This is a genomic window from Clostridium liquoris (assembly GCF_002995785.1).
In the GTDB taxonomy this organism is placed as follows: domain Bacteria; phylum Bacillota; class Clostridia; order Clostridiales; family Clostridiaceae; genus Clostridium_AO; species Clostridium_AO liquoris.
In genome coordinates this window covers 13,295-39,004 of record NZ_PVXO01000008.1, presented here as the reverse complement: position 1 = coordinate 39,004, position 25,710 = coordinate 13,295, and the positions used below count along the sequence as shown (strand labels likewise).

General features: G+C 31.0%; 26 protein-coding genes. All 26 read left to right on the top strand.

All coding sequences use genetic code 11. The features are described 5' to 3' along the window. The first annotated feature begins 129 nt into the window (after window positions 1–129). The 26 genes from rpsB (at window position 130) to CLLI_RS02040 (ending at window position 25,709) form a co-directional block, all read left to right on the top strand. Window positions 130–831: a 30S ribosomal protein S2 gene (rpsB, locus tag CLLI_RS02165; RefSeq protein WP_106062612.1), complete on the top strand. Its 702-nt coding sequence runs from the start codon at window positions 130–132 to the stop codon at window positions 829–831. A gap of 71 nt (window positions 832–902) precedes the next feature. Continuing rightward, on the top strand, window positions 903–1,826 hold the full coding sequence (gene tsf / locus CLLI_RS02160) for a translation elongation factor Ts (protein ID WP_106062611.1): 924 nt from the start codon (window positions 903–905) through the stop codon (window positions 1,824–1,826). Between the two features lie 99 nt (window positions 1,827–1,925). Then, window positions 1,926–2,639, top strand: a complete 714-nt coding sequence (gene pyrH, locus CLLI_RS02155) for a UMP kinase (RefSeq protein WP_106062610.1) — start codon at window positions 1,926–1,928, stop codon at window positions 2,637–2,639. 13 nt (window positions 2,640–2,652) lie between these two features. Next, a complete protein-coding gene (gene frr / locus CLLI_RS02150; protein ID WP_106062609.1) occupies window positions 2,653–3,210 on the top strand; it encodes a ribosome recycling factor in 558 nt (185 codons plus the stop codon). 72 nt (window positions 3,211–3,282) lie between these two features. Beyond that, entirely contained in the window at window positions 3,283–4,044 is a 762-nt protein-coding gene (locus tag CLLI_RS02145) for an isoprenyl transferase (protein WP_106062608.1), read from the top strand. A 24-nt stretch (window positions 4,045–4,068) separates the two neighbouring features. Continuing rightward, the gene (locus CLLI_RS02140; protein WP_106062607.1) at window positions 4,069–4,866 is read left to right on the top strand and encodes a phosphatidate cytidylyltransferase; all 798 of its coding nucleotides are present in this window, start codon (window positions 4,069–4,071) and stop codon (window positions 4,864–4,866) included. A gap of 269 nt (window positions 4,867–5,135) precedes the next feature. Continuing rightward, window positions 5,136–6,104, top strand: a complete 969-nt coding sequence (locus CLLI_RS02135; RefSeq protein ID WP_106062606.1) for an AI-2E family transporter — start codon at window positions 5,136–5,138, stop codon at window positions 6,102–6,104. 36 nt (window positions 6,105–6,140) lie between these two features. Continuing rightward, window positions 6,141–7,298, top strand: a complete 1,158-nt coding sequence (gene dxr / locus CLLI_RS02130) for a 1-deoxy-D-xylulose-5-phosphate reductoisomerase (protein ID WP_106062605.1) — start codon at window positions 6,141–6,143, stop codon at window positions 7,296–7,298. Between the two features lie 29 nt (window positions 7,299–7,327). Continuing rightward, on the top strand, window positions 7,328–8,341 hold the full coding sequence (gene rseP / locus CLLI_RS02125) for an RIP metalloprotease RseP (protein ID WP_106062634.1): 1,014 nt from the start codon (window positions 7,328–7,330) through the stop codon (window positions 8,339–8,341). An 11-nt stretch (window positions 8,342–8,352) separates the two neighbouring features. Continuing rightward, window positions 8,353–9,402, top strand: a complete 1,050-nt coding sequence (gene ispG / locus CLLI_RS02120) for a flavodoxin-dependent (E)-4-hydroxy-3-methylbut-2-enyl-diphosphate synthase (RefSeq protein ID WP_106062604.1) — start codon at window positions 8,353–8,355, stop codon at window positions 9,400–9,402. Between the two features lie 275 nt (window positions 9,403–9,677). After that, on the top strand, window positions 9,678–10,139 hold the full coding sequence (rimP, locus tag CLLI_RS02115) for a ribosome maturation factor RimP (RefSeq protein ID WP_106062603.1): 462 nt from the start codon (window positions 9,678–9,680) through the stop codon (window positions 10,137–10,139). 18 nt (window positions 10,140–10,157) lie between these two features. Next, entirely contained in the window at window positions 10,158–11,207 is a 1,050-nt protein-coding gene (nusA, locus tag CLLI_RS02110; protein WP_106062602.1) for a transcription termination factor NusA, read from the top strand. A gap of 29 nt (window positions 11,208–11,236) precedes the next feature. Next, complete coding sequence (gene rnpM / locus CLLI_RS02105; RefSeq protein ID WP_106062601.1) at window positions 11,237–11,506, top strand: RNase P modulator RnpM; 270 nt, start codon at window positions 11,237–11,239, stop codon at window positions 11,504–11,506. Then, entirely contained in the window at window positions 11,496–11,795 is a 300-nt protein-coding gene (locus tag CLLI_RS02100; protein WP_106062600.1) for a ribosomal L7Ae/L30e/S12e/Gadd45 family protein, read from the top strand. The genes rnpM and CLLI_RS02100 overlap by 11 nt, the downstream gene beginning before the upstream one ends. Window positions 11,796–11,825: 30 nt before the next feature. Beyond that, window positions 11,826–13,931, top strand: coding sequence for a translation initiation factor IF-2 (gene infB / locus CLLI_RS02095; protein WP_106062599.1), 2,106 nt, complete (start codon window positions 11,826–11,828; stop codon window positions 13,929–13,931). Window positions 13,932–13,947: 16 nt separating this feature from the next. After that, a complete protein-coding gene (rbfA, locus tag CLLI_RS02090) occupies window positions 13,948–14,313 on the top strand; it encodes a 30S ribosome-binding factor RbfA (RefSeq protein WP_106062598.1) in 366 nt (121 codons plus the stop codon). Continuing rightward, on the top strand, window positions 14,300–15,262 hold the full coding sequence (locus CLLI_RS02085; protein WP_106062597.1) for a DHH family phosphoesterase: 963 nt from the start codon (window positions 14,300–14,302) through the stop codon (window positions 15,260–15,262). Before rbfA ends, CLLI_RS02085 begins: the two co-directional genes overlap by 14 nt. After that, window positions 15,263–16,129 (top strand): tRNA pseudouridine(55) synthase TruB, encoded by an 867-nt coding sequence (gene truB / locus CLLI_RS02080; RefSeq protein WP_106062596.1) that lies wholly within the window; start codon window positions 15,263–15,265, stop codon window positions 16,127–16,129. Between the two features lie 11 nt (window positions 16,130–16,140). After that, window positions 16,141–17,091 (top strand): bifunctional riboflavin kinase/FAD synthetase, encoded by a 951-nt coding sequence (locus CLLI_RS02075; protein ID WP_106062595.1) that lies wholly within the window; start codon window positions 16,141–16,143, stop codon window positions 17,089–17,091. A gap of 103 nt (window positions 17,092–17,194) precedes the next feature. Then, entirely contained in the window at window positions 17,195–17,458 is a 264-nt protein-coding gene (rpsO, locus tag CLLI_RS02070; RefSeq protein WP_106062594.1) for a 30S ribosomal protein S15, read from the top strand. Window positions 17,459–17,583: 125 nt separating this feature from the next. Beyond that, on the top strand, window positions 17,584–19,704 hold the full coding sequence (locus CLLI_RS02065) for a polyribonucleotide nucleotidyltransferase (protein WP_106062593.1): 2,121 nt from the start codon (window positions 17,584–17,586) through the stop codon (window positions 19,702–19,704). 53 nt (window positions 19,705–19,757) lie between these two features. Next, on the top strand, window positions 19,758–21,056 hold the full coding sequence (locus tag CLLI_RS02060; protein WP_106062592.1) for a M16 family metallopeptidase: 1,299 nt from the start codon (window positions 19,758–19,760) through the stop codon (window positions 21,054–21,056). Window positions 21,057–21,122: 66 nt separating this feature from the next. Continuing rightward, entirely contained in the window at window positions 21,123–21,398 is a 276-nt protein-coding gene (locus CLLI_RS02055; RefSeq protein ID WP_106062591.1) for a YlmC/YmxH family sporulation protein, read from the top strand. 15 nt (window positions 21,399–21,413) lie between these two features. Beyond that, window positions 21,414–22,622 (top strand): aspartate kinase, encoded by a 1,209-nt coding sequence (dapG, locus tag CLLI_RS02050; protein WP_106062590.1) that lies wholly within the window; start codon window positions 21,414–21,416, stop codon window positions 22,620–22,622. Window positions 22,623–22,687: 65 nt separating this feature from the next. Further along, window positions 22,688–23,386 (top strand): ClpP family protease, encoded by a 699-nt coding sequence (locus CLLI_RS02045; protein ID WP_106062589.1) that lies wholly within the window; start codon window positions 22,688–22,690, stop codon window positions 23,384–23,386. 88 nt (window positions 23,387–23,474) lie between these two features. Continuing rightward, window positions 23,475–25,709 carry an FtsK/SpoIIIE family DNA translocase gene (locus tag CLLI_RS02040; RefSeq protein WP_106062588.1) on the top strand — a complete coding sequence of 745 codons (2,235 nt, stop codon included), beginning with the start codon at window positions 23,475–23,477 and terminating at the stop codon, window positions 25,707–25,709. Window position 25,710: the final 1 nt, after the last annotated feature.

Below are 25,710 nucleotides of genomic sequence, written 5' to 3'. Positions count from 1 at the left end.
ATGACAACTTCATGTGATATACTACTTGAGGTAAGAAAAATACACACATTGCCTAATTTGTAAATGGTGCCTTAGGGTAATTTATAAATATGAAGGTAATGGAGGTAAAAACCAAGGAGGTATAAATTTATGTCAGTTATTTCAATGAAACAATTATTAGAAGCAGGTGTTCACTTTGGACATCAAACAAGAAGATGGAATCCTAAAATGGCTCCATACATCTTTACAGAAAGAAATGGAATCTATATTATAGATTTACAGAAAACTGTAAAGAAAGTAGAAGAAGCTTATAACTTCATAAAAGAAGTTGCAGGAGAAGGAAAAGATATTCTTTTCGTAGGAACTAAAAAACAAGCTCAAGAAGCTATTAAAGAAGAAGCAGTAAGATGTAATATGTACTTTGTTAACAACAGATGGTTAGGTGGTATGTTAACAAATTTCCAAACTATAAAAGGAAGAATTAAGACATTAGAAGAATTAGAGCAAATGGAACAGGATGGAACTTTTGAAGTTCTCCCAAAGAAAGAAGTTATAAAGCTTAAGTTAGAAGAAGAAAAATTAGAAAAGAACTTAGGTGGAATAAAGAGCATGGATGCACACAATGTTGGAGCTATATTTGTAGTAGATCCAAGAAAAGAAAAGAATGCTATTTCAGAAGCTAAAATATTAGGTATACCTGTAGTAGCTATAGTAGATACTAATTGTGATCCAGATGAAGTTGATTATGTAATTCCAGGAAACGATGATGCTATAAGAGCAGTAAAATTAATAACTGGGAAAATAGCTGATGCTGTTATAGAAGCAAGACAGGGAGAACAATTATCTGAATAAAAATTAAAGGTAGATGAAGATTTTCTTCATTTACCTTTTAAAAAATCGTAAAGCACGGGAGGGTATAGATTATGATAACTGCGCAGATGGTAAAGGATTTAAGAGAAAGAACTGGAGCAGGTATGATGGACTGCAAAAAGGCCTTATCAGAAACTAATGGAGATGTAGAGAAGGCTATAGAACTTTTAAGAGAAAAAGGATTAGCTGCAGCAGCTAAAAAGGCTGGCAGAATAGCATCAGAAGGCTTAGTTAAAACATATATATCCGAAGATAAAAAATCAGGTTCTATAGTAGAAGTTAACTGTGAAACTGACTTCGTTGCAGCAAATGATGACTTTAAAACATTGGTTGCAAATGTTGCTAAGATGGCAGCAACTACTACAGAAACCACTACAGAAGGATTTATTGAAGAAAAATACATAACCGATGAAAATATATCAATTAAAGATGCTGTTACAGCATTAATTGCTAAACTTGGCGAAAATATGTCTGTAAGAAGATTCAGTAATTTCACAGTTGAGAATGGAGTAGTTGAAAGCTATATTCATGGTGGCGGAAGAATTGGAGTTTTAGTAAAAATTGAATGTGAAAAAGAAAGTGAAGTATTATCTGAAGTTGCTAAGGATATAGCAATGCAGGTTGCAGCTACAAATCCTCTATGCTTAAATAGAGATGAAATTGATACAGATGCTTTAAATAAAGAAAAAGAAATATACAGAGTACAGGCATTAAATGAAGGGAAACCAGAAAAAATCGTTGATAAAATAGTTGAAGGAAGGATTCAAAAATATTATAAGGAAAACTGCTTAATTGAACAGGTTTGGGTAAAGAATTCTGATTTAACTATAACAAAGTACCTTCAGGAAAAATCCAAGGAAGTTGGAGCAGAAATTAAGGTTACTGGATATGTAAGATATGAAAGAGGAGAAGGAATCGAAAAGAAACAAGAAGATTTTGCTGAAGAAGTTAGAAAACAAATGCAGCAAGGGAAATAACTTAAAAGAGAACACTGCGTGTTCTCTTTTTTTAAAATGAAAATTCGGTAAATTTTAAAATTACTATGTAATTTTTAACAATTTGGAGGTATAATATATATGAATAATATTAAATATAAAAGAATAATGTTGAAGCTTTCAGGAGAAGCTTTGTCAGGTAAAAATGGATATGGAATAGATTTTGAAGTAGTTAAAACAATATCAAAAGAAATAAAAGAACTTGTGGATATAGGAGTAGAAATTGGCGCAGTAGTTGGCGGAGGAAATATCTGGAGGGGTAGAAATGGTGAGGATATGGATAGAACCACCGCTGATTATATGGGTATGCTTGCTACTTGTATAAATGCATTGGCATTACAGGATTCTTTAGAGCAGTTAGGTGTTAACACAAGGGTTCAAACAGCCATAGAGATGAAAGAAATAGCAGAACCTTTTATAAGAAGACGTGCCATGAGACATTTAGAAAAGGGAAGAGTAGTAATTTTTGCTGCAGGAACTGGGAATCCATATTTTTCAACAGATACTACAGCAGCATTAAGAGCAGCTGAAATAGAAGCAGATGTAATACTGCTTGCCAAAAAGGTTGATGGAGTATATGACAAAGATCCACATAAATATTCAGATGCTAAAAAATTTGAAAAACTTTCATACATAGATGTATTAGATAGAGGTTTACAGGTTATGGATTCTACTGCTACTTCATTATGTATGGACAATAATATTCCTATATTAGTTTTTGGACTTGATTCTCCAGAGAATATCAAGAAAGCAGTTACTGGAGAAAAAATTGGAACTATAGTGTCTAAAGAATAAGGAGGTATTTTTAATGATAAAGGAAATAATATCTATAGCTGATGAGAAAATGGAAAAGACAATTAATGTGTTACAAAAGGAATTGGCTTCCATGAAGGCTGGAAGAGCTACCCCTGCTATGTTGGATAAAATAGAAGTTGAATACTATGGCTCTATAACTCCAATAAGTCAGATAGCTAGTATATCTGTACCAGAATCAAGAATTCTACAAATCCAACCTTGGGATAAAACTGCAATAAAAGCAATAGAAAAGGCTATATTAAAATCAGATTTAGGATTAAATCCAAATAACGATGGAACAGTTATTAGATTATTAATACCAGAACTTACTGAAGAAACAAGAAAAAATATAGTTAAAACCATAAAGAAAACTGGAGAAGAAACTAAAATAGCTATAAGATCTATAAGAAGAGATTGCAATGATAAGATAAAAGCTCTTAAAAAAGAATCAGATATATCAGAAGATGAAATTAAGAAGGCAGAAGAAGATATTCAAAAGAGAACTGATAACTTTATTAAGGAAGTTGACAAAATATTAGAGGTAAAAGAAAAAGAAGTTATGACTGTATAATAAATTTAATTTATAAACCTGCGGTTACGCAGGTTTTATTAGTAAAATAGAGATTGAAATGGAGAGAGCTGTATGTGGAAGTTTTTTAATGATAAAGCTAAGGATAAAAAGCCTTATATATCATTAGATATGAATAATATACCAAAACATATTGGAATAATAATGGATGGAAATGGCAGATGGGCAAAGGAAAGAAAACTTCCTAGAACCATGGGACATAGAGCTGGAGTTGAAGCTATCAGGGGAATAGTAAAGGAATGCGATAAAATAGGGGTTAAATATTTAACTTTGTATGCTTTTTCTACGGAGAATTGGAAAAGACCTAAAGATGAAATAAATGCTCTTATGAGGCTATTAGTTGAGTATTTAAAAAAGGAAATAGCAGAATTACATGAAAACAATGTAGTGGTAAATACTATTGGAGATATATCAAAATTGCCAAGGATATGCCAAAACGAATTAAAAAATGCCTATGAAAAAACAAAAAACAATAGTGGGCTTATATTAAATTTAGCTTTAAACTATGGCGGCAGAGATGAAATTGTAAGAGCTGTAAAATTATTATATAAGGATATTAAAGAGGGTAAGGTTTTGGAAGAGGATATAGATGAGGATACAATTTCTAATTATCTTTATACAGCAGGAATGCCGGATCCAGATTTAATAATTAGACCAAGTGGAGAAAAAAGGCTTAGTAATTTTCTCATATGGCAGTGTGCCTATTCAGAATTTTGGTATTCGGATATAAAATGGCCTGATTTTAACGGTGAGTGCTTACATGAAGCAATTTATGACTTTCAAAATAGGGATAGAAGATATGGCGGTATAAAATAAAAACAACATTTAGGAGCTGATAAAGTGAATAAGAGATATTTAGGAGCCATTATATTATCACCTCTTTTAATTTTTTTATTTATTGGAGGGGTATTCTTAAAATCTTTAGTTCTTATTCTTTCATTAGGTGGAATGTATGAATTCTATAAGGTATTAAAAGAAAAGAATATACATGCTTTTAGCATGGTTGGATATATATTATGTATAATATACTATTTAACCTTGGGGGAAAAAATAAATACGGATTTATTTTTTTATATAATTATTTTGTCAACTTTAATATGCTTAACTATACCAGTTATAAATATAAAATATACTTTTATTGATGTGGCTACTACTTTATTGGGATTTTTGTATATACCAGTATTTTTTAGCTTTATAGTATTAGTAAATAATAAAGATTATGGCAATTATCTAGTATGGCTTATATTCCTATCCTCCTGGGTATGCGATACTTCCGCTTACTATGCAGGAAAATACTTTGGTAAGCATAAGCTGTGCCCAAATGTAAGCCCTAAGAAAACTATTGAGGGATCTATAGGAGGATTTTTTGGAAGTACATTATCCTGCGGTTTATTTGGAGTGTTTATAGTTAATAAAGGTGTAAATATACCTATAATACATTTCTTTATACTAGGAGCATTATGTGGAATACTAGTTCAATTTGGAGATTTGGTGGCATCCTCCATAAAAAGATACACAGGAGTAAAAGACTATAGCAATTTAATTCCAGGTCACGGTGGAATATTAGACAGATTTGATAGTATACTATTTTCTTCAGTAGTGGTATTTTATTACTTAAGTTTTATAGTAGGAATTTAATAAATATATAAGTAAAACACCTAGAGTATATAAAAACTCTAGGTGTTTTACTTATTTTAAATAATAGATAAAAAATAATAAAGAATAAATAACGGAACCTTCCCATAAGGTAAGCTGAAATTTAATTTGAAATTTTTCGTAATGTTAATGGGGAAAAATTATCTGTAACTGTCAATTGTCAATTATAAAAGTGCATTGCACTTTTATATTAATATATACATATATTTCAGAATATAATATTATATAGTATTTGTGTGGAGAAATGATATTTGTTATATAGTAAAAATAGAAATAAGAAACTAATATATTGTTTTTTTGCCCTTGTGATATTTGTAATGCTGACTTTATTTATAAAAATATATTTTAAACCTTTTTTTATAATTATGTTTTTGCTTTTCCTTTGCAGTCCAATATACAACCTTTTAAATGAATTGCACATAATTAATAAAAAAGCTATGGGAATTATAAGCATAGTATTTGTGAATATACTTTTATTAATTTTTATAATTTATATTGGCAATTGGATATATAGCGTTAAGGATATAATTATTGACAGTATAGTAAAGGTAGTAAATAGTTTAGATAAATTGAGTAAGAGCTTAAACATAAATTTTGCAGGACTAAATAAGGAATTGGAAAAATATTATTATAACATTCTTAATAGTAATTTTTTAAGAAAAGGGGCAGTTTATACTACAGATAGCATAGTAAATTATTTTGTAGGTAATATAGTTGCTTACTTTATTTTGGTAGATAAATATGTTATATTTAACTGGGTTAAAAATTTTATTCCACCAAAACAAGTAAATTTCATAGAAGAGAAATTTAAAGATATTAAAAATATATTTAAGGTAGAAATACTTTTAATTTTAGTAACTATGATAGAAACAATATTTGGCTTCATGGCTTTGAATATAGAAAACTATATTATATTAGGTATAATCTGTGGTACACTGGATTTATTGCCTTATGTTGGAACAATAATTGTATTTATGCCTTTAATATTTTATAAGATTTCCACAGGGGATTTTATTATTGCCTTTGGATTGATTTGTCTTTATATAATGCTGTTTATTATTAGGCAGATTATGGAGGCGAAATTCATGAGCAGTAAATTAGAGGTGCATCCCATATTTACCATACTAGCCTTGTATATTGGACTAAAGGTCTTTGGTATAATTGGAATTATCACTGCACCACTATACATAATAGTATGTAAAAGTATATTGGAAATGTAACTTTACTAAAGCTAAGCCGATAAAGGAGATGTTATATTGAAAAATATATGTATACTTGGGGCCACAGGCTCTATAGGAACCCAAGCTTTAGATGTGATTAGAAGAGAAAGAGATAGTTTTTCATTGAGTGCTATTTCTGCAAATAAAAGCTGGAAAAAGATAATTGATATTATTAATGAATTCAATCCAAGGTTTGCAACTTTAATGGATAGCATTGCTTACGAAAAAGTAAAGATTTATTGTAAAGAAAATAATAAAAATACGGAAGTACTTTTAGGAATAGAGGGTTTAAATACTATAGCGTCATTAGATGAGGTAGATATGGTTTTAACTTCTGTAGTTGGAATGATAGGATTATATCCAACTCTAAAAGCTATACAGTCAGGAAAGGACATAGCCTTAGCTAATAAAGAAACTTTAGTTGTGGCAGGAGAAATAATAATGGAAGAAGCCCTTAAGAACAATGTTAAAATACTTCCGGTTGACTCTGAGCATGGGGCTATATTTCAGTGTCTAAGAGGAAATTCTTATAAGGATGTAAATAAGATACTATTGACTGCTTCAGGAGGCCCTTTTAGGGGAAAGAGTAGGGAGGAGCTAAAAAATGTAACTGTAGATGAAGCGTTAAAGCATCCAAAATGGAATATGGGTAAAAAGATATCTATAGATTCAGCTACTCTTATGAACAAAGGATTAGAGGTTATTGAAGCTCATTTTCTATTTGATGTAGATTACGATGATATTCAAGTGGTTGTGCATCCAGAAAGTATAGTACATTCCATGGTAGAGTATAAGGACGGAAGTATTATTGCTCAGCTGGCTGCTGCAGATATGAGACTGCCTATTCAATATGCTTTTAATTATCCAGAAAGAAAAGAAGCTATTATAGAAAAGCTAGATTTTTATACTATAAAAAGTCTAACCTTTGAGAAACCAGATATGAAGACCTTTAGACCATTAAAGCTTGCCTATGAGGCAGGTAAAGCAAAAGGATTAATGCCTGCAATTTTAAATGCAGCTAATGAAGCAGCGGTAGAACTATTTTTAAATAAAAGAATAAAATTTCTCACTATAGGAGATATTTTAGAAGATGCTATGGAAAAATTCTGCTCAAAAGAGAAATTTACTATAGAAGAAATAATAGAAACAGATAAAAGGGTAAAAGAATATGTAAACAGTAAGTATTTAACATAAATATTTAAGGAGGAATATATGTGAATATAATAAATATAATTGGTGCAATCTTCGCCTTTGGCTTATTGGTAATTGTTCATGAACTTGGGCATTTTACTTTATCAAAACTAAATGGAGTTAAAGTAGAGGAATTTTCTATAGGTATGGGGCCTAAATTATTTGGTTTAAAAAAGGGAGAGACTCAGTATAATGTTAAAGCATTGCCAATAGGTGGATATGTAAGAATGTTAGGCGAGGATGGAGAAACAACCAATGATGAAGGAGCATTTTCTAATAAATCTTCATTACAAAAATTAAGTATAGTTGCGGCAGGTCCTTTTATGAATTTAATATTAGCAATAGTATTATTTGCAATTATTGCAGCTAATAGAGGATATATGGCTCCTATAGTGGATAAGGTAGAACCTAATAATCCAGCACAAATTGCAGGTATGCAAAAGGGAGATAAAATATTAAAGGTAAATGATAAGAAAATACTTACTTGGGAGGATTTTGTAACGGAGGTTTACACTAATAATGGTAATTCTTTAAACATTACTTACAAAAGAGCTAATGAAACAAAATCTGTAAAATTAACTCCAGTAAAGAATGAAAAAGAAAACAGATATATGGTAGGTATTTATCCATCGATTATAAAGAATCCAACTATGAGTGAATCCATTTCTTATGGTTTCGTGGAAACAAATTCCCTCATATCACAAACCTTTGGATTTTTAGGCACTATTTTTAAGGGAAAGGTTTCTCTAAATGATTTTGGAGGACCTATAACTATTATAAAGGTATCAGGAGAAGCAGCTAAGGCAGGACTTTTCAGCTTATTATCCTTTGCAGCATATTTAAGCGTACAATTAGCTATATTTAACATAATTCCATTTCCAGCTTTAGATGGAGGTTGGATTATTTTATTCTTAGTAGAAATCATAACCAAGAGAAAGTTTGACAGCAATAAAGTTGGAATTATAAACTACATTGGCTTTGCTTTACTTATGACATTAATGGTGTTAGTCACTATAAAAGATATACTATACCCCGTTAAGTTCTAGGAGATGATTAAATGGAAAGAGTAAGAACAAAAAAAGTAAAAGTGGGAAACCTGTATGTGGGAGGAGATGCCCCAATATCCCTTCAATCAATGACAAATACTGATACTAGAAATGTAGATGCAACAGTAGAACAAATTTTAGAATTAGAAAGTGCTGGCTGTGAAATAATAAGATGTGCAGTGCCTGATGAACAGGCTGCTGATGCAATAAAACATATAGTAAAAAGAATAAATATACCTTTAGTAGCAGATATTCATTTTGACTATAGATTAGCTTTAAAGTCTATAGAAAATGGAGTATCAGCTCTTAGAATTAATCCTGGGAATATTGGAAATCAAAATAGAGTAAAGGAAGTAGCAGAGCGGGCTAAGGAGAAAAATATTCCAATAAGGATAGGGGTGAATTCTGGGTCTTTGGATAAAGAATTGCTGAGAAAATATGGAGGTGTGAGCTCAGAAGCCTTAGTGGAGAGTGCCTTACAGCATGTAAAAATATTAGAACAGGTTAATTTTTCTGATATAGTAATATCTATTAAATCTTCTAATGTTATGCAGATGATAGATAGTTATAGATTGATTTCTGGGAAAGTAGATTATCCACTTCATCTTGGAGTAACAGAAGCCGGGACTTTATGGAGAGGAGCTATAAAGTCAAGTATTGGTATAGGCACACTTTTAGCTGAAGGCATAGGTGATACCATAAGGGTATCTCTTACTGGAGACCCAATAGAAGAAATTAAAACTGGTAAGGAAATATTAAAGTCTTTAGGGCTTTCCCATAAGGGACTAGAATTTATATCTTGTCCTACCTGTGGCAGAACTGAAATAAATCTAATAAAGATCGCCCAAGAAGTGGAAAAAGGATTAGAAGGAATGAATAAAAATATTAAAGTTGCTGTAATGGGCTGTGTAGTAAATGGACCAGGTGAGGCAAGGGAAGCCGATATAGGAATTGCTGGAGGTAAAGGAGAGGGACTTATATTTAAAAAAGGCAAGATAATTAAAAAGGTTAAGGAAAATGAACTTGTAGAAGAATTATTAAAAGAAATAAAAGATATGTAAGGTAAAAAATAAAAGTATGTATCTGGTCAATTATTGCTGTTTAATTTATAATAAATGGATATACTATAAATATAAATGTTAACTTTTTCTTGAAATAACCTATTCGTTATGTTACAATTAAAACTAGTAAGATTACTGATAATTATTTGACGGAGAAGAGTGGGTATAAGCCCGCTCTTTCTATTTGTATAAAACGCAACTTTTGTTGCGTTTTTAAATTAATGTGGTATGTAAGTTATAATTTGCTGCAAAATAATAAATAAGGAGGGATTGCTATGATGAATGAAGATTTAATCAAAAAACTTATTATATTAATAGAGCCTATAGTTACTAAGTTAAATTATGAATTATATCATTTAGAATTTGTAAAAGAAAGCGGAGAAAATTATTTAAGAGTATATATAGATAATGAAGCTGGAGTAAAACTTGACGATTGCGAAAAAGTAAGCAGAGCTGTAAGCGAAATGTTAGATGAAGTTGATCCAATAGAAAAGAGTTATTATCTAGAAGTATCATCGCCAGGAATTGAGAGGGAATTACACAACGATAAACATTTTGAAAGATATTTAAATAGCTATGTTACTATAAAATTATCATCCATATTCAATGGAAGTAGGAAATATGAAGGTAAATTAATAGGCTTCGATAGTGCTTGTATAAAGATAGAAGATGCAGGAAAAGAGATAGATATCCCAAGAGAAAAATTGCATAAAGTTAAATTGAAAGTAGAATTTTAAAAGGAGGTTTAGTAAAAGATGAATGAGGAGTTTGTAGAAGCACTTAAGGAAATTGTTAAAGAAAAGGGAGTTAGTGAAGATTTAATATTTAGCACTTTAGAAGATGCTTTAGTTGCGGCATATAAAAAGAATTATGCAAAACAAGGTGCTACAACACAAAATGTAGTAGTTAATATGAATAGGGAAACTGGAGAGATACATGTTTATTCAAGAAAAACTGTTGTAGAAGAAGTTTTAGATGAAGTAAATGAAATATCTATTGAAGATGCAAAAGAAATAGATCCAAGATATGAATTAGGAGAAGTAGTAAATGTTGAAGTAACTCCTAAGAAGTTTGGAAGAGTAGCTGCTCAAGCAGCAAAGCAAGTAGTTATTCAAAGGATAAAAGAGGAAGAAAGAAGAATTGTCTATAATGAGTTCATGGAAAAAGAATGTGATATAATAAGTGGTACTGTTATAAGAAAGGATAAATCTAATGTATTTGTAGATTTGGGGAAAATAGAAGCTGTACTTGGACCTAATGAGCAGATGCAAGGAGAAACATATAGCTTTAATGAAAGATTAAAGTTATATATAGTTGAAGTAAAGAATACTACAAAAGGTGCCCAGGTTATAGTATCAAGAACTCATCCCGGCTTAGTTAAGAGATTATTTGAACTTGAAGTACCAGAAATATATAATGGTATTGTAGAAATAAAAAGTATAGCTAGAGAAGCAGGTTCTAGAACTAAAATATCTGTTTATTCCAATGATGAAAATGTTGATGCTATGGGAGCTTGCGTAGGACCTAAGGGTATAAGAGTTCAGAATATAGTAAATGAACTTAAAAATGAAAAAATAGATATAATAAAATGGAGCAAACTTCCAGAAGAATATATTGCAAATGCTTTAAGTCCAGCTAAGGTTTTAGATGTTCACGTCGATGAAGATAATAAATCGGCAAGGGTAATAGTAGAAGATAATCAACTTTCATTAGCTATAGGCAAGGAAGGTCAAAATGTAAGACTTGCTGCAAAACTTACAGGCTGGAAGATTGACATAAAAAGTTCTTCTCAGGTTTCTGATTAATAAGGCTTTAGAAGGAAGGTGGTTAATCTATGAAAGTTAAAAAGATACCTCAAAGAATGTGCACTGGCTGTGCAGAAATGAAACCCAAAAAAGACCTTATAAGAGTAGTTAAGAATAAAGAAGGAGAGGTTTCTATAGACTTAACTGGTAAAAAGCCTGGAAGAGGTGCTTATATCTGTAAAAGTGTAAGTTGTCTTCAAAAAGCCTTTAAAAGTAAGAAATTAGAGAGAAATCTCGAAACCACCATAAGTGAAGAGATTTACAGTAAATTAAAGGAAGAGATTGAGAATGAAGGATAAGTTTATTTCCTTTCTAGGAATATCTAAAAAAGCTGGTAAGTGTATAGAGGGATATAATAAATGTGAAGAAGCTTTAAGAGGTGGTAAATGTTATTTAATAATTGTATCAGCAGAAGTTTCTGAAAATACCAGGGAAAAGTTTGAAAGAATGGCCCATAGTAGAAATATCCCTATTATCAGTGGGTGTAGCGGAGAAGATTTATCTCACATATTGGGAAGGGATAAAATAAATGTAGTTGGGATATCAGATACGTCTATGGCTGCGAAATTGTTAGAACTATGGAAATAGAAAATGAAAATAGTTTCGGGGGTGAATGTTTTGTCAAAAATAAGAGTATATGAATTAGCTAAAGAACTAGGAATATCCAGCAAGAACTTAATAAGTTTGTTAAAAGATGAGTTTAATATAGAAGTAAAAAATCATATGAGTGTAATAGAAGACGAAGATGCTCAATTGATAAAAGAATTGTATGCAGAGGCTCCAAAAGATGACACAGCTATGGATATTTCAAAAGATAACAAAGATAACATTGAAGAAAAGTATGGAGAATTACAAGAAGAAGTTATAAAAAATAAAACTAAAACTAAAAAAATTAAAGGAAAGAATGAGGATGAAGAAATAGAAACTTATAATGAGCAAACAGAAGAAAAAGCCAAACCAGATATATTAATAGAAATGAATGAAACTATAACCGTTAAAGAATTTGCAGATAAACTTGGAAAACCTTATACAGAAGTAATCAAACAGCTTATATTCATGGGAGTTATGGCAGGAATGAATCAGGAAATTGATTTTCAAACTGCAAAAAAATTAGGTGAAAAATTTGAAGCTGTTGTGGTAAAAAAGGAGCAAAATTTAGAGCTAGAAGTAGTAGAAGCGGAAGAAGAAGATGAAGATAATGACAAAGGCAGCGTAAAAAGACCTCCAGTAGTAACTGTTATGGGTCACGTTGACCATGGTAAGACTTCTCTTTTAGATGCTATAAGAAAGTCCAAAGTAGCTTCAACTGAAGCTGGTGGAATAACTCAGCACATAGGTGCTTATACAGTAAATATAAATGGTGAAAAAATAACATTTTTAGATACACCTGGTCATGAAGCTTTCACATCTATGAGAGCAAGAGGAGCACAGATAACGGATATAGTTGTATTAGTAGTAGCAGCAGATGATGGCATTATGCCACAGACAGAAGAGGCTATAAATCACTGTAGAGCAGCTAATGTTCCTATGATAGTTGCAATAAATAAGATGGATAGACCTGGTGCAAATCCTGATAGAGTAAAGCAGCAGTTATCTGAAAAAGGACTTATAGCTGAAGACTGGGGTGGAGATACTATAGTAGTTCCAGTATCAGCTCATACTAGAGAAGGAATAGATTCCTTACTTGAAATGATACTTTTAACAGCAGAAATGGAAGAGCTTAAAGCAAATCCTAAAAGAAAAGCAAAGGGTACTGTAATAGAAGCAAAACTTGATAAAGGAAGAGGTTCTGTAGCCTCATTACTTGTACAGAATGGTACTTTACGTGTAGGGGATTCTATAATAGTAGGATCAACTTATGGCAGAATAAGAGCCATGTTTGATGATAAAGGAAAGAAAATTAAATCAGCAGGTCCATCAATTCCTGTGGAGATATTAGGATTATCGGAAGTACCTTCAGCAGGAGATAGATTCCATGTAGTTAAAGATGAAAAAACTGCAAGGGATATGGCAGATAAGAGAAAAGATAAGGAAAGAAGTGAGTATTTGCAATCAACTCACAAGGTATCCTTGGAAGACTTATATAGTCAAATTAAAGAAGGTAAAATAAAAGAATTAAACATCATTGTGAAAGCCGATGTACAGGGATCTGTAGAAGCCGTAAGACAGTCCCTTGAAAAACTTTCAACAGAAGAGATAAAGGTAAGAGTTATTCATGGTGGAGTGGGCGCTATTACTGAGACAGATGTTACTTTAGCCAATGCTTCTAATGCAATAATAATAGGTTTTAATGTAAGACCAGATACAAATGCCATTGCTGCTGCTGAAAAAGAAAATGTAGATGTAAAAACTTATAGAGTTATATACAATGCTATAGAGGATATCAAAGCAGCTATGATAGGTATGCTTGAACCAGATTATAAAGAAGTAATATTAGGAAGAGCAGAAGTTAGGAAAACTTATAAAATTTCCAACGTGGGAACAGTAGCAGGCTGTTATGTTTTAGATGGAAAAATTACAAGAAATTCTAGTGTAAGAGTTATAAGGGATGGAATAGTAATAAATGAATCTATTTTATCATCTTTAAAGAGATTTAAGGATGATATTAAGGAAGCTGCTGCAGGATATGAATGTGGAATAATGATTGAAAAGTTTAACGATATTAAAGAAGGCGACATAATAGAAGCTTATACTATGGAAGAAATAAAAAAAGTTAAGCTATGATTAGGAGTGAGTTTTTATGGCTAAGTATAGAGGTGGAAGAATAAACGAAGAAGTAAAAAAAGAAGTCTCAAATATAATTCAACATGAAATTAAAGATCCAAGAATGAGTGCCATGGTAAGTGTAACTAAGGTAGATGTTACCAAGGACTTAAGATATGCTAAAGTCTATGTAAGCATTTTTGGCAATGAAGAGACAAAGAACAATACATTGGCTGTCTTAAAAAATTCCAGCGGATTTATTAGAAGAGAAATTGGTCATAGGATAAATTTAAGATATACACCAGAAATAATTATAGAATTGGATGAAACCATAGAACATGGTATGCATATAGACGCTCTGCTTGCCGAAATAAAGGAGAGAGAAAGCCATGATAATGAATAAAATTTTAGACCATATAAAGGAAAGTGATACAATAGGTATAACCTTCCATACTTCTGCAGATGGTGACTCTATTGGCAGTTCCTTAAGTCTTTTACAGGGAATTAGAAAGCTTAATAAAAATGTATATATAATCTGTAAAGAAAGTATGCCTAAAAATTTCAGCTTTTTACCTTTTGGTGAAGAAATAGATGGAAATACATCAGAAGTTAAAGAAGGAACAAATTGCGTAATTGTTTTAGATTGTGGCAATTTTGAAAGAGTAAATGCAAATATAGATTTGAATAATAAAAATTATACCCTAATTAATATAGATCATCATATTTCCAATAATTTATATGGAGATTTAAATTTTGTAGATGCTAATGCATCTTGTATGGCGGAAATAGTATATCAAATGCTGAGATCTTTAGGTGTAACTGTTGATAAAAATATGGCTTCTTGCCTGTATACATCAATATTGACAGATACAGGCTCCTTTAGACACTCAAATACCACATCTATTACCCATAGCATTGCCGGAGATTTAATAAATACAGGCATTGATTTTAGTAGCATACACAGAAAGGTATTTGATAATAAAGAATTTAATAGATTTAAATTATATGGATTAGTATTTGATAAAATGGAATTAATTGATGGAAATATATGCCTTATGAAAGTCACTGATGAGATGTTCCAAAAATTAAATATAGATCCTAATACAGATACTTCTGACGTAGTTTCCTTTGGTAATAGCATTGATACCGTAGAAGTAACATTGCTATTAAAAGAAAAAGATGGAGAAGTAAAGATAAGCCTAAGATCTAAATCCAAGGTAGACGTTAGAAAAATTGCAGAATCATTTGGAGGCGGAGGACATATAAGAGCAGCAGGAGCAGCTATAAAGGATAAATCACTAGAGGAAGTTCAGCACATTCTATTACAGCTGATAAAAAAAGAGTTAATATAAATGAATGGAGTATTAAATGTTTATAAACCTTGTGGTATGACTTCTTTTGATGTAGTAAGAAGAGTTAAAAAAATATGCAAAATCAAAAGGGTTGGTCACACTGGTACATTGGATCCTTTAGCTTCTGGTGTGTTGCCTATATGTATAGGTAATTCTACAAAAATAGTTGATTATATAATGAATGAAAATAAGATATATATAGCTACTATGAAACTTGGAATAGTAACTGATACCTATGATAGAGAAGGCAAAGTTATTCATGAAAATCCAGTAAATATAGATGAAAATTCTGTCATTAACTGCATTAAGTCCTTCCATGGAGAAATTGATCAGATTCCTCCTATGTATTCAGCACTTAAAGTCAATGGGAAAAGGCTTTATGAATTGGCCAGAGAAGGAATAGAAGTGGAAAGAAAAAGTAGAAAAGTCCATATATATTCCATGGATATTCTAGACATTAATATGCCTTTTGTAACTTTTAAAGTAGAATGCTCAAAGGGAACTTATATAAGAAGTCTTTGCTATGATATGGGTAAGAACTTAGGAGTAGGGGGAAGTATGTGGTCTCTTGAAAGAACTAAGACAGGTATCTTTGCCATTGAAAATTCTGTTAATATAGAAGATTTAAATGAGGACAATGTACAAGATTATATAATTCCTATGGATAAGGCTTTATTTAAATATAATGCTATAAATATGGATAAAAGATATGAAATACTATTATTAAATGGGGCAACTCTTACTAATAAATATGTATTACAAAATATAGATGAAAATATTATTCTTAGGGTATACATAGAAAATAGATTCATTGGTTTAGGCAAAAGAACTGCAGAAGGGTTTAAAATCTTGAAATTACTTGTATAGGAGTAATGATTATGGACATAATAGAAGAGAAAATAAGGCAAAATTTACAATATAATACTTATGTTGCACTTGGGAGTTTTGATGGCTTACATTTAGGACATATGCAATTGATAAAAAAGGTCATAGCTCTTGCCAAAAAAAATAATGGCAGGAGTATGGTATACACTTTTAAAAATCATCCTTTATCTATTATTAACAAAGAAATTATGCCAAAACTTTTAATGGATAAAGAAACAAAAATAAAAATTTTAGAAAATAAAGGGATAGATATATTAAGGTTGGATACCTTTACCAAGGAGTTTATGCAACTTTCTCCTGAGGAGTTTGTATTAAATATTGTGAAAAATTACAATGCCAAGGGTGTTGTAGTTGGATTCAATTATAGATTTGGTTACAAAAACTTAGGAGATGTGGAGCTGTTAAAGGAATTAAGTAAAAAATATGATTTTCAATTATTTGTGGTAGATCCAATAAAGTATAAAAAGGAAATAGTATCTAGTTCTAATATCAGACATATAATTTCAGATACTGGTGATATGGATAAAGCACGTGCAATGCTTACAAGACCTTTTTCTCTTTCAGGAATGGTTATAAAGGGAAGGCAAATTGGCAGGGTTATTGGTTTCCCTACAATAAATTTGGATTATAACAAAGAATTTGTAATACCACGAGGTGGGGTATATTTTACCATAGTAAAATACAATGGAAATTATTTTAAGGGAGTAACCAACGTGGGATATAATCCTACAGTAGAAAATGAGAAATTAAGCATAGAAACTCATATATTGAATTTTAATAAAGAAATATATGATGAAAAAATAAGATTATATTTTATAAGCAGAATAAGGGATGAAAAGAAATTTAAATCATTAGATGAATTATCAGAAAGAATTAAAAAAGATAAAGATTACGTGGAAAAGCAAAATTTAGGATTAATTATAAAAAGAGATTTACAATCTTAAGGTTCTTTGCTATAATTAGTTTCGTGAACCTTAATCTAAGATTTCCGTGTTGCCGTCGGTATTCTTGGACTAAGGGGATATAACAATTGGAGGTGTTGGATAAATGGATAAGGCATTAAAAAATGAAATTTTAAAAAAACATGCAAGACACGAAGGAGACACTGGTTCTCCAGAAGTTCAGATTGCACTATTAACAGAAAGAATTAATCATCTAAATGATCATTTAAAGGTTCATAAGAAGGATTTCCATTCAAGAAGAGGTCTTTTAATGATGGTTGGTAAGAGAAGAGGTCTTCTTAACTACTTAGAAAAGAAAGATATCAACAGATATCGTGCAATCATTAAGGAATTAGGCTTAAGAAAATAAGAAAATCTACTAGAGCGGCTTCCACCGCTCTATTATTTTGAAATTAGCTTATTTATATTTATATTTGTATAAAAAAATTAATAAAATAGGATAATAATAGTGTATAAATTGAAGGGAGGTAAATTATGAGTCATGTACTTGAAACTACTGTAGCTGGTAGAAAGTTTAAGATGGAATCTGGGAAAGTAGGTGCTCTTTCAGATTGTGCTATACTTGTAAGTTACGGAGATACAGTAGTATTAGTAAATGCAAATGCATCTAAAGAACCTAGGGAGGGTATAGATTTCTTCCCATTAAGTGTTGAATATGAGGAAAGGTTATATGCTGTGGGTAAGATACCTGGTGGCTTTATAAAAAGAGAGGGCAGGCCTTCAGAGAAGGCTATACTTCATGCTAGAGCTATAGACAGACCATTAAGACCATTATTTCCTAAGGGATACAGAAATGATGTGCAAATAGTTTGCACGGTCTTATCTGTAGAACAGGATAATGCACCAGATATTTTAGCTATGAATGCAGCATCTTTAGCTTTATGCCTATCTAGTATTCCTTTCACTACACCAGTTGCCACTGTTTCTGTGGGCTTAATTGATGGAGAATTTATATTAAACCCTACACAGGCTGAAAGAGAAAAAACAAAATTAACTCTTACAGTTTGTGCTACCAAAGAAAGGGTTATGATGATTGAAGCAGGGGCTGATGAAGTAGATGAAGACACAATGTACAATGCTATAAATTTTGCTTTTGATAAGTGTCAGCCAATAGTTAAGTTCCAAGAAGAAGCAATGAGTAAATTTGGAAAAGAAAAGGTAGAACCAGTAATATATAAAGTAGATGAAGATATGGAAAAGGAAGTAAGAGATTTTTCATTTGATTTAATAAAAGAAGCTATGTATATTACAGATAGAGATAAAAGAAATGCTGCTATGGATGCAGCTAAGGAAAAGATTGATGAAGAATTTAGTGAAAAATATCCTGATGGTAAAGCAGATATAGGGGATATAGAATATAGAATACAAAAGGAAATAGTAAGAAATATGATTCTTAATGAGAAGAGAAGACCAGATGGAAGAGCTTTTGATGAAATAAGACCTATCAGTTGTGAAGTAGGATTACTTCCAAGAACTCATGGTACTGGATTATTCACAAGGGGATTAACTCAGGTAATGACTGTAGCTACTATAGGTCCATTAGGAGATGTACAAATACTTGATGGCATTGGTGATGAGGAATCTAAAAGATATATGCATCATTATAATTTCCCATCCTACAGTACTGGTGAAGTAAGACCACTTAGAGGACCAGGAAGAAGAGAAATTGGCCATGGTGCTTTAGCAGAAAAAGCTTTAGAACCACTAATTCCTTCGGAAGATGAATTCCCATATGCAATTAGACTTGTATCTGAAGTTTTAAGCTCTAATGGATCAACTTCACAAGCCAGTGTGTGTGGAAGTACTTTAGCACTGCTTGATGCTGGTGTTCCAATTAGAAGACCTGCTGCAGGAATAGCTATAGGACTTGTAACTAGTGAAGACTTATCAAAAGAGGAAGTTCTTACAGATATTCAAGGTATTGAAGATTTCTTTGGAGATATGGACTTTAAAGTAGCTGGAACTGCGGAAGGAATAACTGCTATTCAAGTTGATACAAAAATTCATGGATTATCAAAGAATTGCATAAAGATTACTTTAGAAAAAGCAAAAAAAGCTCGTTTATTTATATTAGAAAAAATAAAGAATTGTATTCCTGAAGCTAGAAAGGAACTTTCACCATATGCTCCAAGAGTCTATAAAATGTCTATTGATCCCGAAAAGATAAGAGATGTTATAGGCGCTGGCGGAAAGACAATTAATAAGATTATAGCTGAAACAGGCGTAAAAATTGACATAAAAGAGGATGGAAAGATATACATTATGTCAAATGATAGTGTAGGAGCAAATAGAGCATTAAAGATAATAGATGATTTAACAAAGGATGTAGAAGTAGGGGAAATATACTTAGGTAAAGTTACAAAGATAACTAACTTTGGGGCCTTTGTAGAAATTTTACCTGGTAAAGAAGGATTGGTTCATATATCAAAGCTTGATTTTACAAGAGTAAATAAAGTTGAAGATATAGTATCCTTAGGAGATGAAATTCTTGTAAAGGTAACAGATATTGATGAGCATGGAAGAATTAACCTCTCGAGAAGAGATGCCATTAAAAAAGAATCAGACGAGAAGGATGAAATAAAACAACAAAAATAGAAGGGCTTTGTGCCTTTTTATTTTTTAAACAATTATTTTATGGGAGGAACATAATGTATAATTTGATACAACTCAGTAATGGTTTAAGGGTAGTTTTAGAAAAAATAGACTATGTTAATTCTATAAGTGTAGGGTTATGGGTAAAGAATGGATCAAGAAATGAAAGCAAAGAAAATAATGGCATATCTCATTTTATAGAACATATGCTTTTTAAAGGTACTGATAACAGGAATTCTAAAGAAATAGCAGAATGTATTGAGGATGTAGGTGGACAGTTAAATGCTTTTACTGGTAAAGAAGCTACCTGTTATTATATAAAAATTCTAGATACTCATTTAGAGTTAGCCTTAGATGTAATATCTGATATGCTGTTCAACAGTAACTTTACTGAAGAAGATATAGAAAAAGAGAAAGGTGTAGTTATAGAAGAAATAAATATGGATGAAGACTCTCCAGAAGATGTGCTTGTAGATTTGCATAATGAAGCTATATGGGGAGAAGACCCTATAGCACTGCCTATATTAGGTACCATAGATACAGTTAAATCCTTTACTAGGCAGCAAATTATAGATTATGTGGATTCTCATTACATACCTGAAAATTGTGTTGTATCTATAGCAGGAAAATTTAATGAAAATGAAATAGTTAATTTAATAGAAAGTTATTTTGGAGAATGGAAAGTAAATAATAAGGAAATAACTCATTATTCAAAACCACCTATGTTAACTAATCATTTATTTAAAAAGAAAAAAATAGAACAACTTCATATAAGTCTTGGGCTGCCTGGAGTAGAAATAGGAAGTGAAGATGCTTATGCACTACTTTTATTGAATAATATTTTAGGAGGAGGAGCTTCTTCACTATTGTTTCAGAAAATACGAGAAGAAAAAGGAAGATGCTATTCTATATACTCTTATTTAAGTTCCTTCAATAATACTGGAGTGGTTACTATTTACACAGGATTAAATCCTAAATATGCCGTGGAAGTTATAAATCTGATAAAAGAAGAGATTATTAAATTTTCAAATAGTACTATTTCAAAGGAAAGGCTTATTAAGGGAAAAGAACAGCTAAAGGGAAGTTATATTTTGGGATTAGAAAGTACCAGCAGCAGAATGTTTAATAACGGGAAATCTGTATTGTTTTTGAATAGAATAAATAAACCAGGGGATATAATCAAAAAGATAGATAATATTGACAATGATAAAATTAAAAAAGTTATGGACATTACTTTTAAACAAGGTATAATTAATTCTGCATATGTAGGTCAAGATATAGATTTAGATTTGATAAAAATATTAGTTGAAAAGGATAGAATCCCATTTAACAATTCTTCAACAACCTTAATATAATATATTAGTAATAAATCTTTAATATATTTCATATTATTTTATGAAATATGTTAAGGAGGTATTGTTATGGAAGAGGATATAAAACTATATAGTGATATGGAAAAATACGAAATAATTAATATTAATGATGGAGATAAATATAACTACTTATCCAATAATGATATTATAATTGATGAAGAAGGCAATTTTAAATTACTAATTTTAAATGATCCTAAGACAAAGTTTACTATATTTGGGAAAAGTGAATTTATTGAGGTACCTTGGGAATTCGTTAAAAAAATTGGTTCAAGAACTATAATTATAGATGTAGACGAAAAATCACTAAAAAAGACCCGTGTATAGTTGTGGAGGAATAATATGAAAATCTTAGTTCAAAAATTTGGCGGTACATCTGTTTCCACTCATGAAAGAAGAAAAAGGGTTATAGAAAAGATTATAAAAGCAAGAAATGAAGGCTATGCTCCTGTAGTAGTAGTATCAGCAATGGGACGTAAAGGAGAACCTTATGCTACGGATACCCTTTTATCCTTAGTAAGTGAGAAGCTTAACCATGAGAATACTCTATCCATAGATTTGCTTATGAGTTGTGGAGAAATAATAAGTACAGTGGTAATTACAGATGAACTCTTAGAAAAAGGAATAAATGCTGTTCCTATGACTGGTGGACAGGCCGGTATATTTACTGATGATAATTATAATAATGCTGCTGTGGTAGATTTAAAGCCTAGTAAAATATTAGAAATTATAAAGCAAGGCAAGGTTCCAATAGTAGCAGGATTTCAGGGTATAAGTGAAAAGGGATTTGTTACAACTTTAGGAAGAGGAGGAAGCGACGTAACTGCTTCTTTACTTGGAGTTTCATTAAAAGCTGAACAGATAGAAATATATACAGATGTTGATGGCATAATGACTGCAGACCCAAGAATTGTTTCAGATGCTTCTTTAATAAAGGAAATAAGTTATAATGAAGTATTCCAGTTTGCAGATCAAGGAGCTAAAGTTATACATCCTAGAGCAGTAGAAATAGCTATGAAGGGAAATATCCCATTGGTAATAAAAAATACGCTAACTGACTGCAAAGGAACCATAATTAACAATACTGGAGATGTAAATTTAGATAATATTATAACTGGTATTACTCATATGAGTAATAGAATACAAATTAAAGTATGTAAAAATGAGAATATAAACAATGCTAATTATAATACATTATTAGGTATTTTGGCAGATAACTCTATTAGTATAGATTTAATAAATGTTTTTCCTGAAGAAAATATATTTACTATTGATGGGGAAAGCTTTGAAAAATTTGATAAAATAATGAGTAATATAAATTTAAATTATTCACATATAGATAATTGTAGTAAGATAGCCATTATTGGGAGCAGAATGAGAGGAATACCTGGAGTAATGGCAAAAATTCTTTCTTGTTTAAATTCAGAGAATATAAAAGTCCTTCAAACAGCAGACTCCCATACAACCATATGGTGTCTTGTAGAAGGCAATTGCACAGAAAAGGCTATAAATGCACTACATCATGGATTTAAGCTGGGAGATAATAAATAAAGAGCAAATAGGTGCATATTCTTTTCTCTTATGCGCAAAATAAAATTGTGCTAGGAGGGAAGAATATGTGTAATGAAAATGAAAAGGATGCTAGAAAAAATGAATTAGACAATATAAAAGAATTAGGGATTACAAATATTCCTAAGATGGATGAAAAAATATATGTTTTACCTATAATAGGTCAAATAGAAGGTCACATGGCAGTAACACCTCAAACAAAAAGTACAAAGTATGAGCATGTAATACCACAATTAGTAAATATAGAAATGAATGATACTGTTGAAGGAGTATTAGTCATATTAAATACTATTGGAGGAGATGTAGAAGCAGGGCTAGCCATTGCAGAAATGATAAAAAGTTTAAGCAAGCCAACAGTGTCTCTAGTAATAGGAGGAGGTCATTCTATAGGAGTTCCTCTTGCAACTTCATCGGATTATTCTTTTATATCTCCATCAGCTACTATGATAGTTCATCCTATAAGAATGAATGGTCTTATAATAGGAGTACCACAAACCTTTGAATATTTTAATAAGATGCAAGAAAGAATAATAGAATTTATTGTAAGAACATCTAAAATGTCTAGAGAGGATTTACAAGAATTGATGAAAAAAACAGATAATTTATTGAATGATATGGGTACCATACTAATAGGGGAACAGGCGGTTAAATGCGGTCTTATAGATGAGGTAGGCGGCATAAAAGAGGCCTTAAACAAGTTAAATGAATTAATAAGGGGAAAAGAAATGGAAAAGGAAAAGCCATAGGATATACCTATGGTTAATTTTTGTATGGACAAGCTTTAGCAGGATTATTAAAATAGTGTATAGAAATATAAAAATGAGGTGATAATCTATGGGAAGAAAAAAACGAAGACAGAATGATGATAATGATATAAAGGGAATAATATCAATTACATTAGGAATACTGATGCTGATAAGCGTATTTTCACCATCAGATTCCGGTTTAATAGGTAAGTTAATAAAAAAAGTGCTTATTGCTGTCTTTGGGTTAGGAGCTTTTATCTTTCCATTTTTAATAATCTTTGTTGGAGTTTGTTTTATATTGAAAAAGGGTAAAATAAGCTTCAATAAAAAATTCTATGGGATAGTTATTTTTTTATTAAATACCCTTTTGTGTATTCAAATGGCAGATATAGCTACTAATGATGGCAAACAAACTATCTTTGATGGGATTAAAGCTATATATAATTCTCAAAGTATAATACACGGTGGTATAATATGCTATGTTATAGATATACCTTTATACAAATTATTTGGTAAATTAGGCTCTTTTGTTATTTTTATAGCCTTATACATGATTTCATTTATTTTAATAAGTCAAATATCTCTTTATACTATAGTAGAAAAATTAAAACTTCATAGAAAAATAAGAAAAGAAAATCAAGATATTATTGCTGATGAAAAAGCAGAACAAAAGGATTTAGTAGCCTACGATAGTGAAAAGGAAAATGGAATTAAAAAAGATAATAAAATTAAAATAATAGATTTTATTAAAACTGCTACTGTAGAAAATGAAGATGAGAACCAACATCCACACACAGATGTTAAACTTAGCAGTGAAAATACAAAAGATAACTATAAGGGAGAAGATAAAAAGGATATAAGCAAAGAGCTGGAAGAGGAAATAAATAAAGGTAATACTAATTCAAATATAGAATATAGATTTCCTAACATTAATTTATTAAATCAAAATGTAGCATGTAAATTAAATAAGGAAGATAAAAAAGAATTATTAAATAATGCAAACAAGCTGGAAGAAACGCTGTCCAGCTTCGGTGTTGAGGCAAAGGTTATACAGGTTACAAAAGGTCCTTCTGTAACAAGATTTGAGCTTCAGCCTAGTGCAGGTGTAAAGGTAAGCAAGATTGTTAATTTAGCAGATGATATAGCTTTAAATTTAGCAGCTTCTGGAGTTAGAATAGAAGCTCCAATACCTGGTAAATCTGCTGTAGGTATAGAGGTGCCTAATAAGGAACTAAGCCCTGTATTTCTAAGAGAAGTATTAGAATCTGCAGAATTCTCTAATTTTAATAAAAGTTTAGCCTTTGCTCTAGGTAAAGACATTGGAGGCAATTGTGTAGTTTGGGATTTAGCAAAAATGCCTCATTTACTTATAGCTGGGGCAACAGGTTCGGGTAAAAGTGTTTGCATTAATACTCTTATAATAAGTTTACTATATAAGTATTCACCGGAAAATGTAAAGCTATTAATGATAGATCCTAAAGTAGTAGAACTTAATATATATAATGGTATACCTCATCTTTTAATCCCTGTAGTAACTGACCCTAAAAAAGCTGCTGGAGCTTTAAATTGGGCAGTAAATGAAATGACAAAACGATACAAGCTATTTGCTGAAAATAATGTAAGAAATATAGAAAGTTATAATGAATTATATGAAAGGGGTAAAATTGAAAATAAATTACCTTTAGTAGTTATAATTATTGACGAGTTAGCGGATTTAATGATGGTTTGTCCAAATGATATTGAAGACTATATTGGACGTTTAGCTCAAATGGCCAGAGCTGCAGGAATGCATTTAGTAATTGCTACTCAAAGGCCTTCTGTAGATGTAATTACTGGAGTTATAAAAGCTAACATTCCATCTAGAATATCTTTTGCTGTATCCAGCCAAATTGATTCAAGAACAATACTTGATATGGCAGGGGCTGAAAAACTATTAGGCAAGGGGGATATGCTGTTCTATCCTACAGGAGAGTCAAAACCTATGAGAATTCAAGGAGCTTTTATTTCAGAGGAAGAAGTAGAAAAAGTGGTGGAATACATAAAAACTCAAAAATGCCAAGTGGGATATGAAAATAGTATCATGGAAGAAATCAATACAGCCACAGCAGTAAACGAAGAGGATAAGGATGAATTGTTAGAAGAAGCAATAAAAATAGTAGTCCAAACGGATCAAGCGTCTACCTCTCTTTTACAGAGAAAACTTAGAGTTGGGTATAATAGAGCAGCTAGAATTATTGAGCAATTAGAAGAAAGAGGAATTATTTCGGGAAAAGATGGTAGTAAACCGAGGCAGGTACTTGTAAATAAAGATGAAATAGAGTAAG

What these genes read in the sequence shown, in the direction of transcription:
- CLLI_RS02075 (WP_106062595.1), top strand. Translation starts at nt 16,141, where the DNA reads ATGGACATAATAGAAGAGAAAATAAGGCAAAATTTACAATATAATACT.
- CLLI_RS02060 (WP_106062592.1), top strand. Translation starts at nt 19,758, where the DNA reads ATGTATAATTTGATACAACTCAGTAATGGTTTAAGGGTAGTTTTAGAA.
- rimP (WP_106062603.1), top strand. Translation starts at nt 9,678, where the DNA reads ATGATGAATGAAGATTTAATCAAAAAACTTATTATATTAATAGAGCCT.
- rnpM (WP_106062601.1), top strand. Translation starts at nt 11,237, where the DNA reads ATGAAAGTTAAAAAGATACCTCAAAGAATGTGCACTGGCTGTGCAGAA.
- tsf (WP_106062611.1), top strand. Translation starts at nt 903, where the DNA reads ATGATAACTGCGCAGATGGTAAAGGATTTAAGAGAAAGAACTGGAGCA.
- CLLI_RS02055 (WP_106062591.1), top strand. Translation starts at nt 21,123, where the DNA reads ATGGAAGAGGATATAAAACTATATAGTGATATGGAAAAATACGAAATA.
- dapG (WP_106062590.1), top strand. Translation starts at nt 21,414, where the DNA reads ATGAAAATCTTAGTTCAAAAATTTGGCGGTACATCTGTTTCCACTCAT.
- CLLI_RS02040 (WP_106062588.1), top strand. Translation starts at nt 23,475, where the DNA reads ATGGGAAGAAAAAAACGAAGACAGAATGATGATAATGATATAAAGGGA.
- rpsO (WP_106062594.1), top strand. Translation starts at nt 17,195, where the DNA reads ATGGATAAGGCATTAAAAAATGAAATTTTAAAAAAACATGCAAGACAC.
- CLLI_RS02085 (WP_106062597.1), top strand. Translation starts at nt 14,300, where the DNA reads ATGATAATGAATAAAATTTTAGACCATATAAAGGAAAGTGATACAATA.
- rpsB (WP_106062612.1), top strand. Translation starts at nt 130, where the DNA reads ATGTCAGTTATTTCAATGAAACAATTATTAGAAGCAGGTGTTCACTTT.
- ispG (WP_106062604.1), top strand. Translation starts at nt 8,353, where the DNA reads ATGGAAAGAGTAAGAACAAAAAAAGTAAAAGTGGGAAACCTGTATGTG.
- CLLI_RS02045 (WP_106062589.1), top strand. Translation starts at nt 22,688, where the DNA reads ATGTGTAATGAAAATGAAAAGGATGCTAGAAAAAATGAATTAGACAAT.
- rbfA (WP_106062598.1), top strand. Translation starts at nt 13,948, where the DNA reads ATGGCTAAGTATAGAGGTGGAAGAATAAACGAAGAAGTAAAAAAAGAA.
- nusA (WP_106062602.1), top strand. Translation starts at nt 10,158, where the DNA reads ATGAATGAGGAGTTTGTAGAAGCACTTAAGGAAATTGTTAAAGAAAAG.
- CLLI_RS02100 (WP_106062600.1), top strand. Translation starts at nt 11,496, where the DNA reads ATGAAGGATAAGTTTATTTCCTTTCTAGGAATATCTAAAAAAGCTGGT.
- CLLI_RS02145 (WP_106062608.1), top strand. Translation starts at nt 3,283, where the DNA reads ATGTGGAAGTTTTTTAATGATAAAGCTAAGGATAAAAAGCCTTATATA.
- CLLI_RS02065 (WP_106062593.1), top strand. Translation starts at nt 17,584, where the DNA reads ATGAGTCATGTACTTGAAACTACTGTAGCTGGTAGAAAGTTTAAGATG.
- truB (WP_106062596.1), top strand. Translation starts at nt 15,263, where the DNA reads ATGAATGGAGTATTAAATGTTTATAAACCTTGTGGTATGACTTCTTTT.
- frr (WP_106062609.1), top strand. Translation starts at nt 2,653, where the DNA reads ATGATAAAGGAAATAATATCTATAGCTGATGAGAAAATGGAAAAGACA.
- pyrH (WP_106062610.1), top strand. Translation starts at nt 1,926, where the DNA reads ATGAATAATATTAAATATAAAAGAATAATGTTGAAGCTTTCAGGAGAA.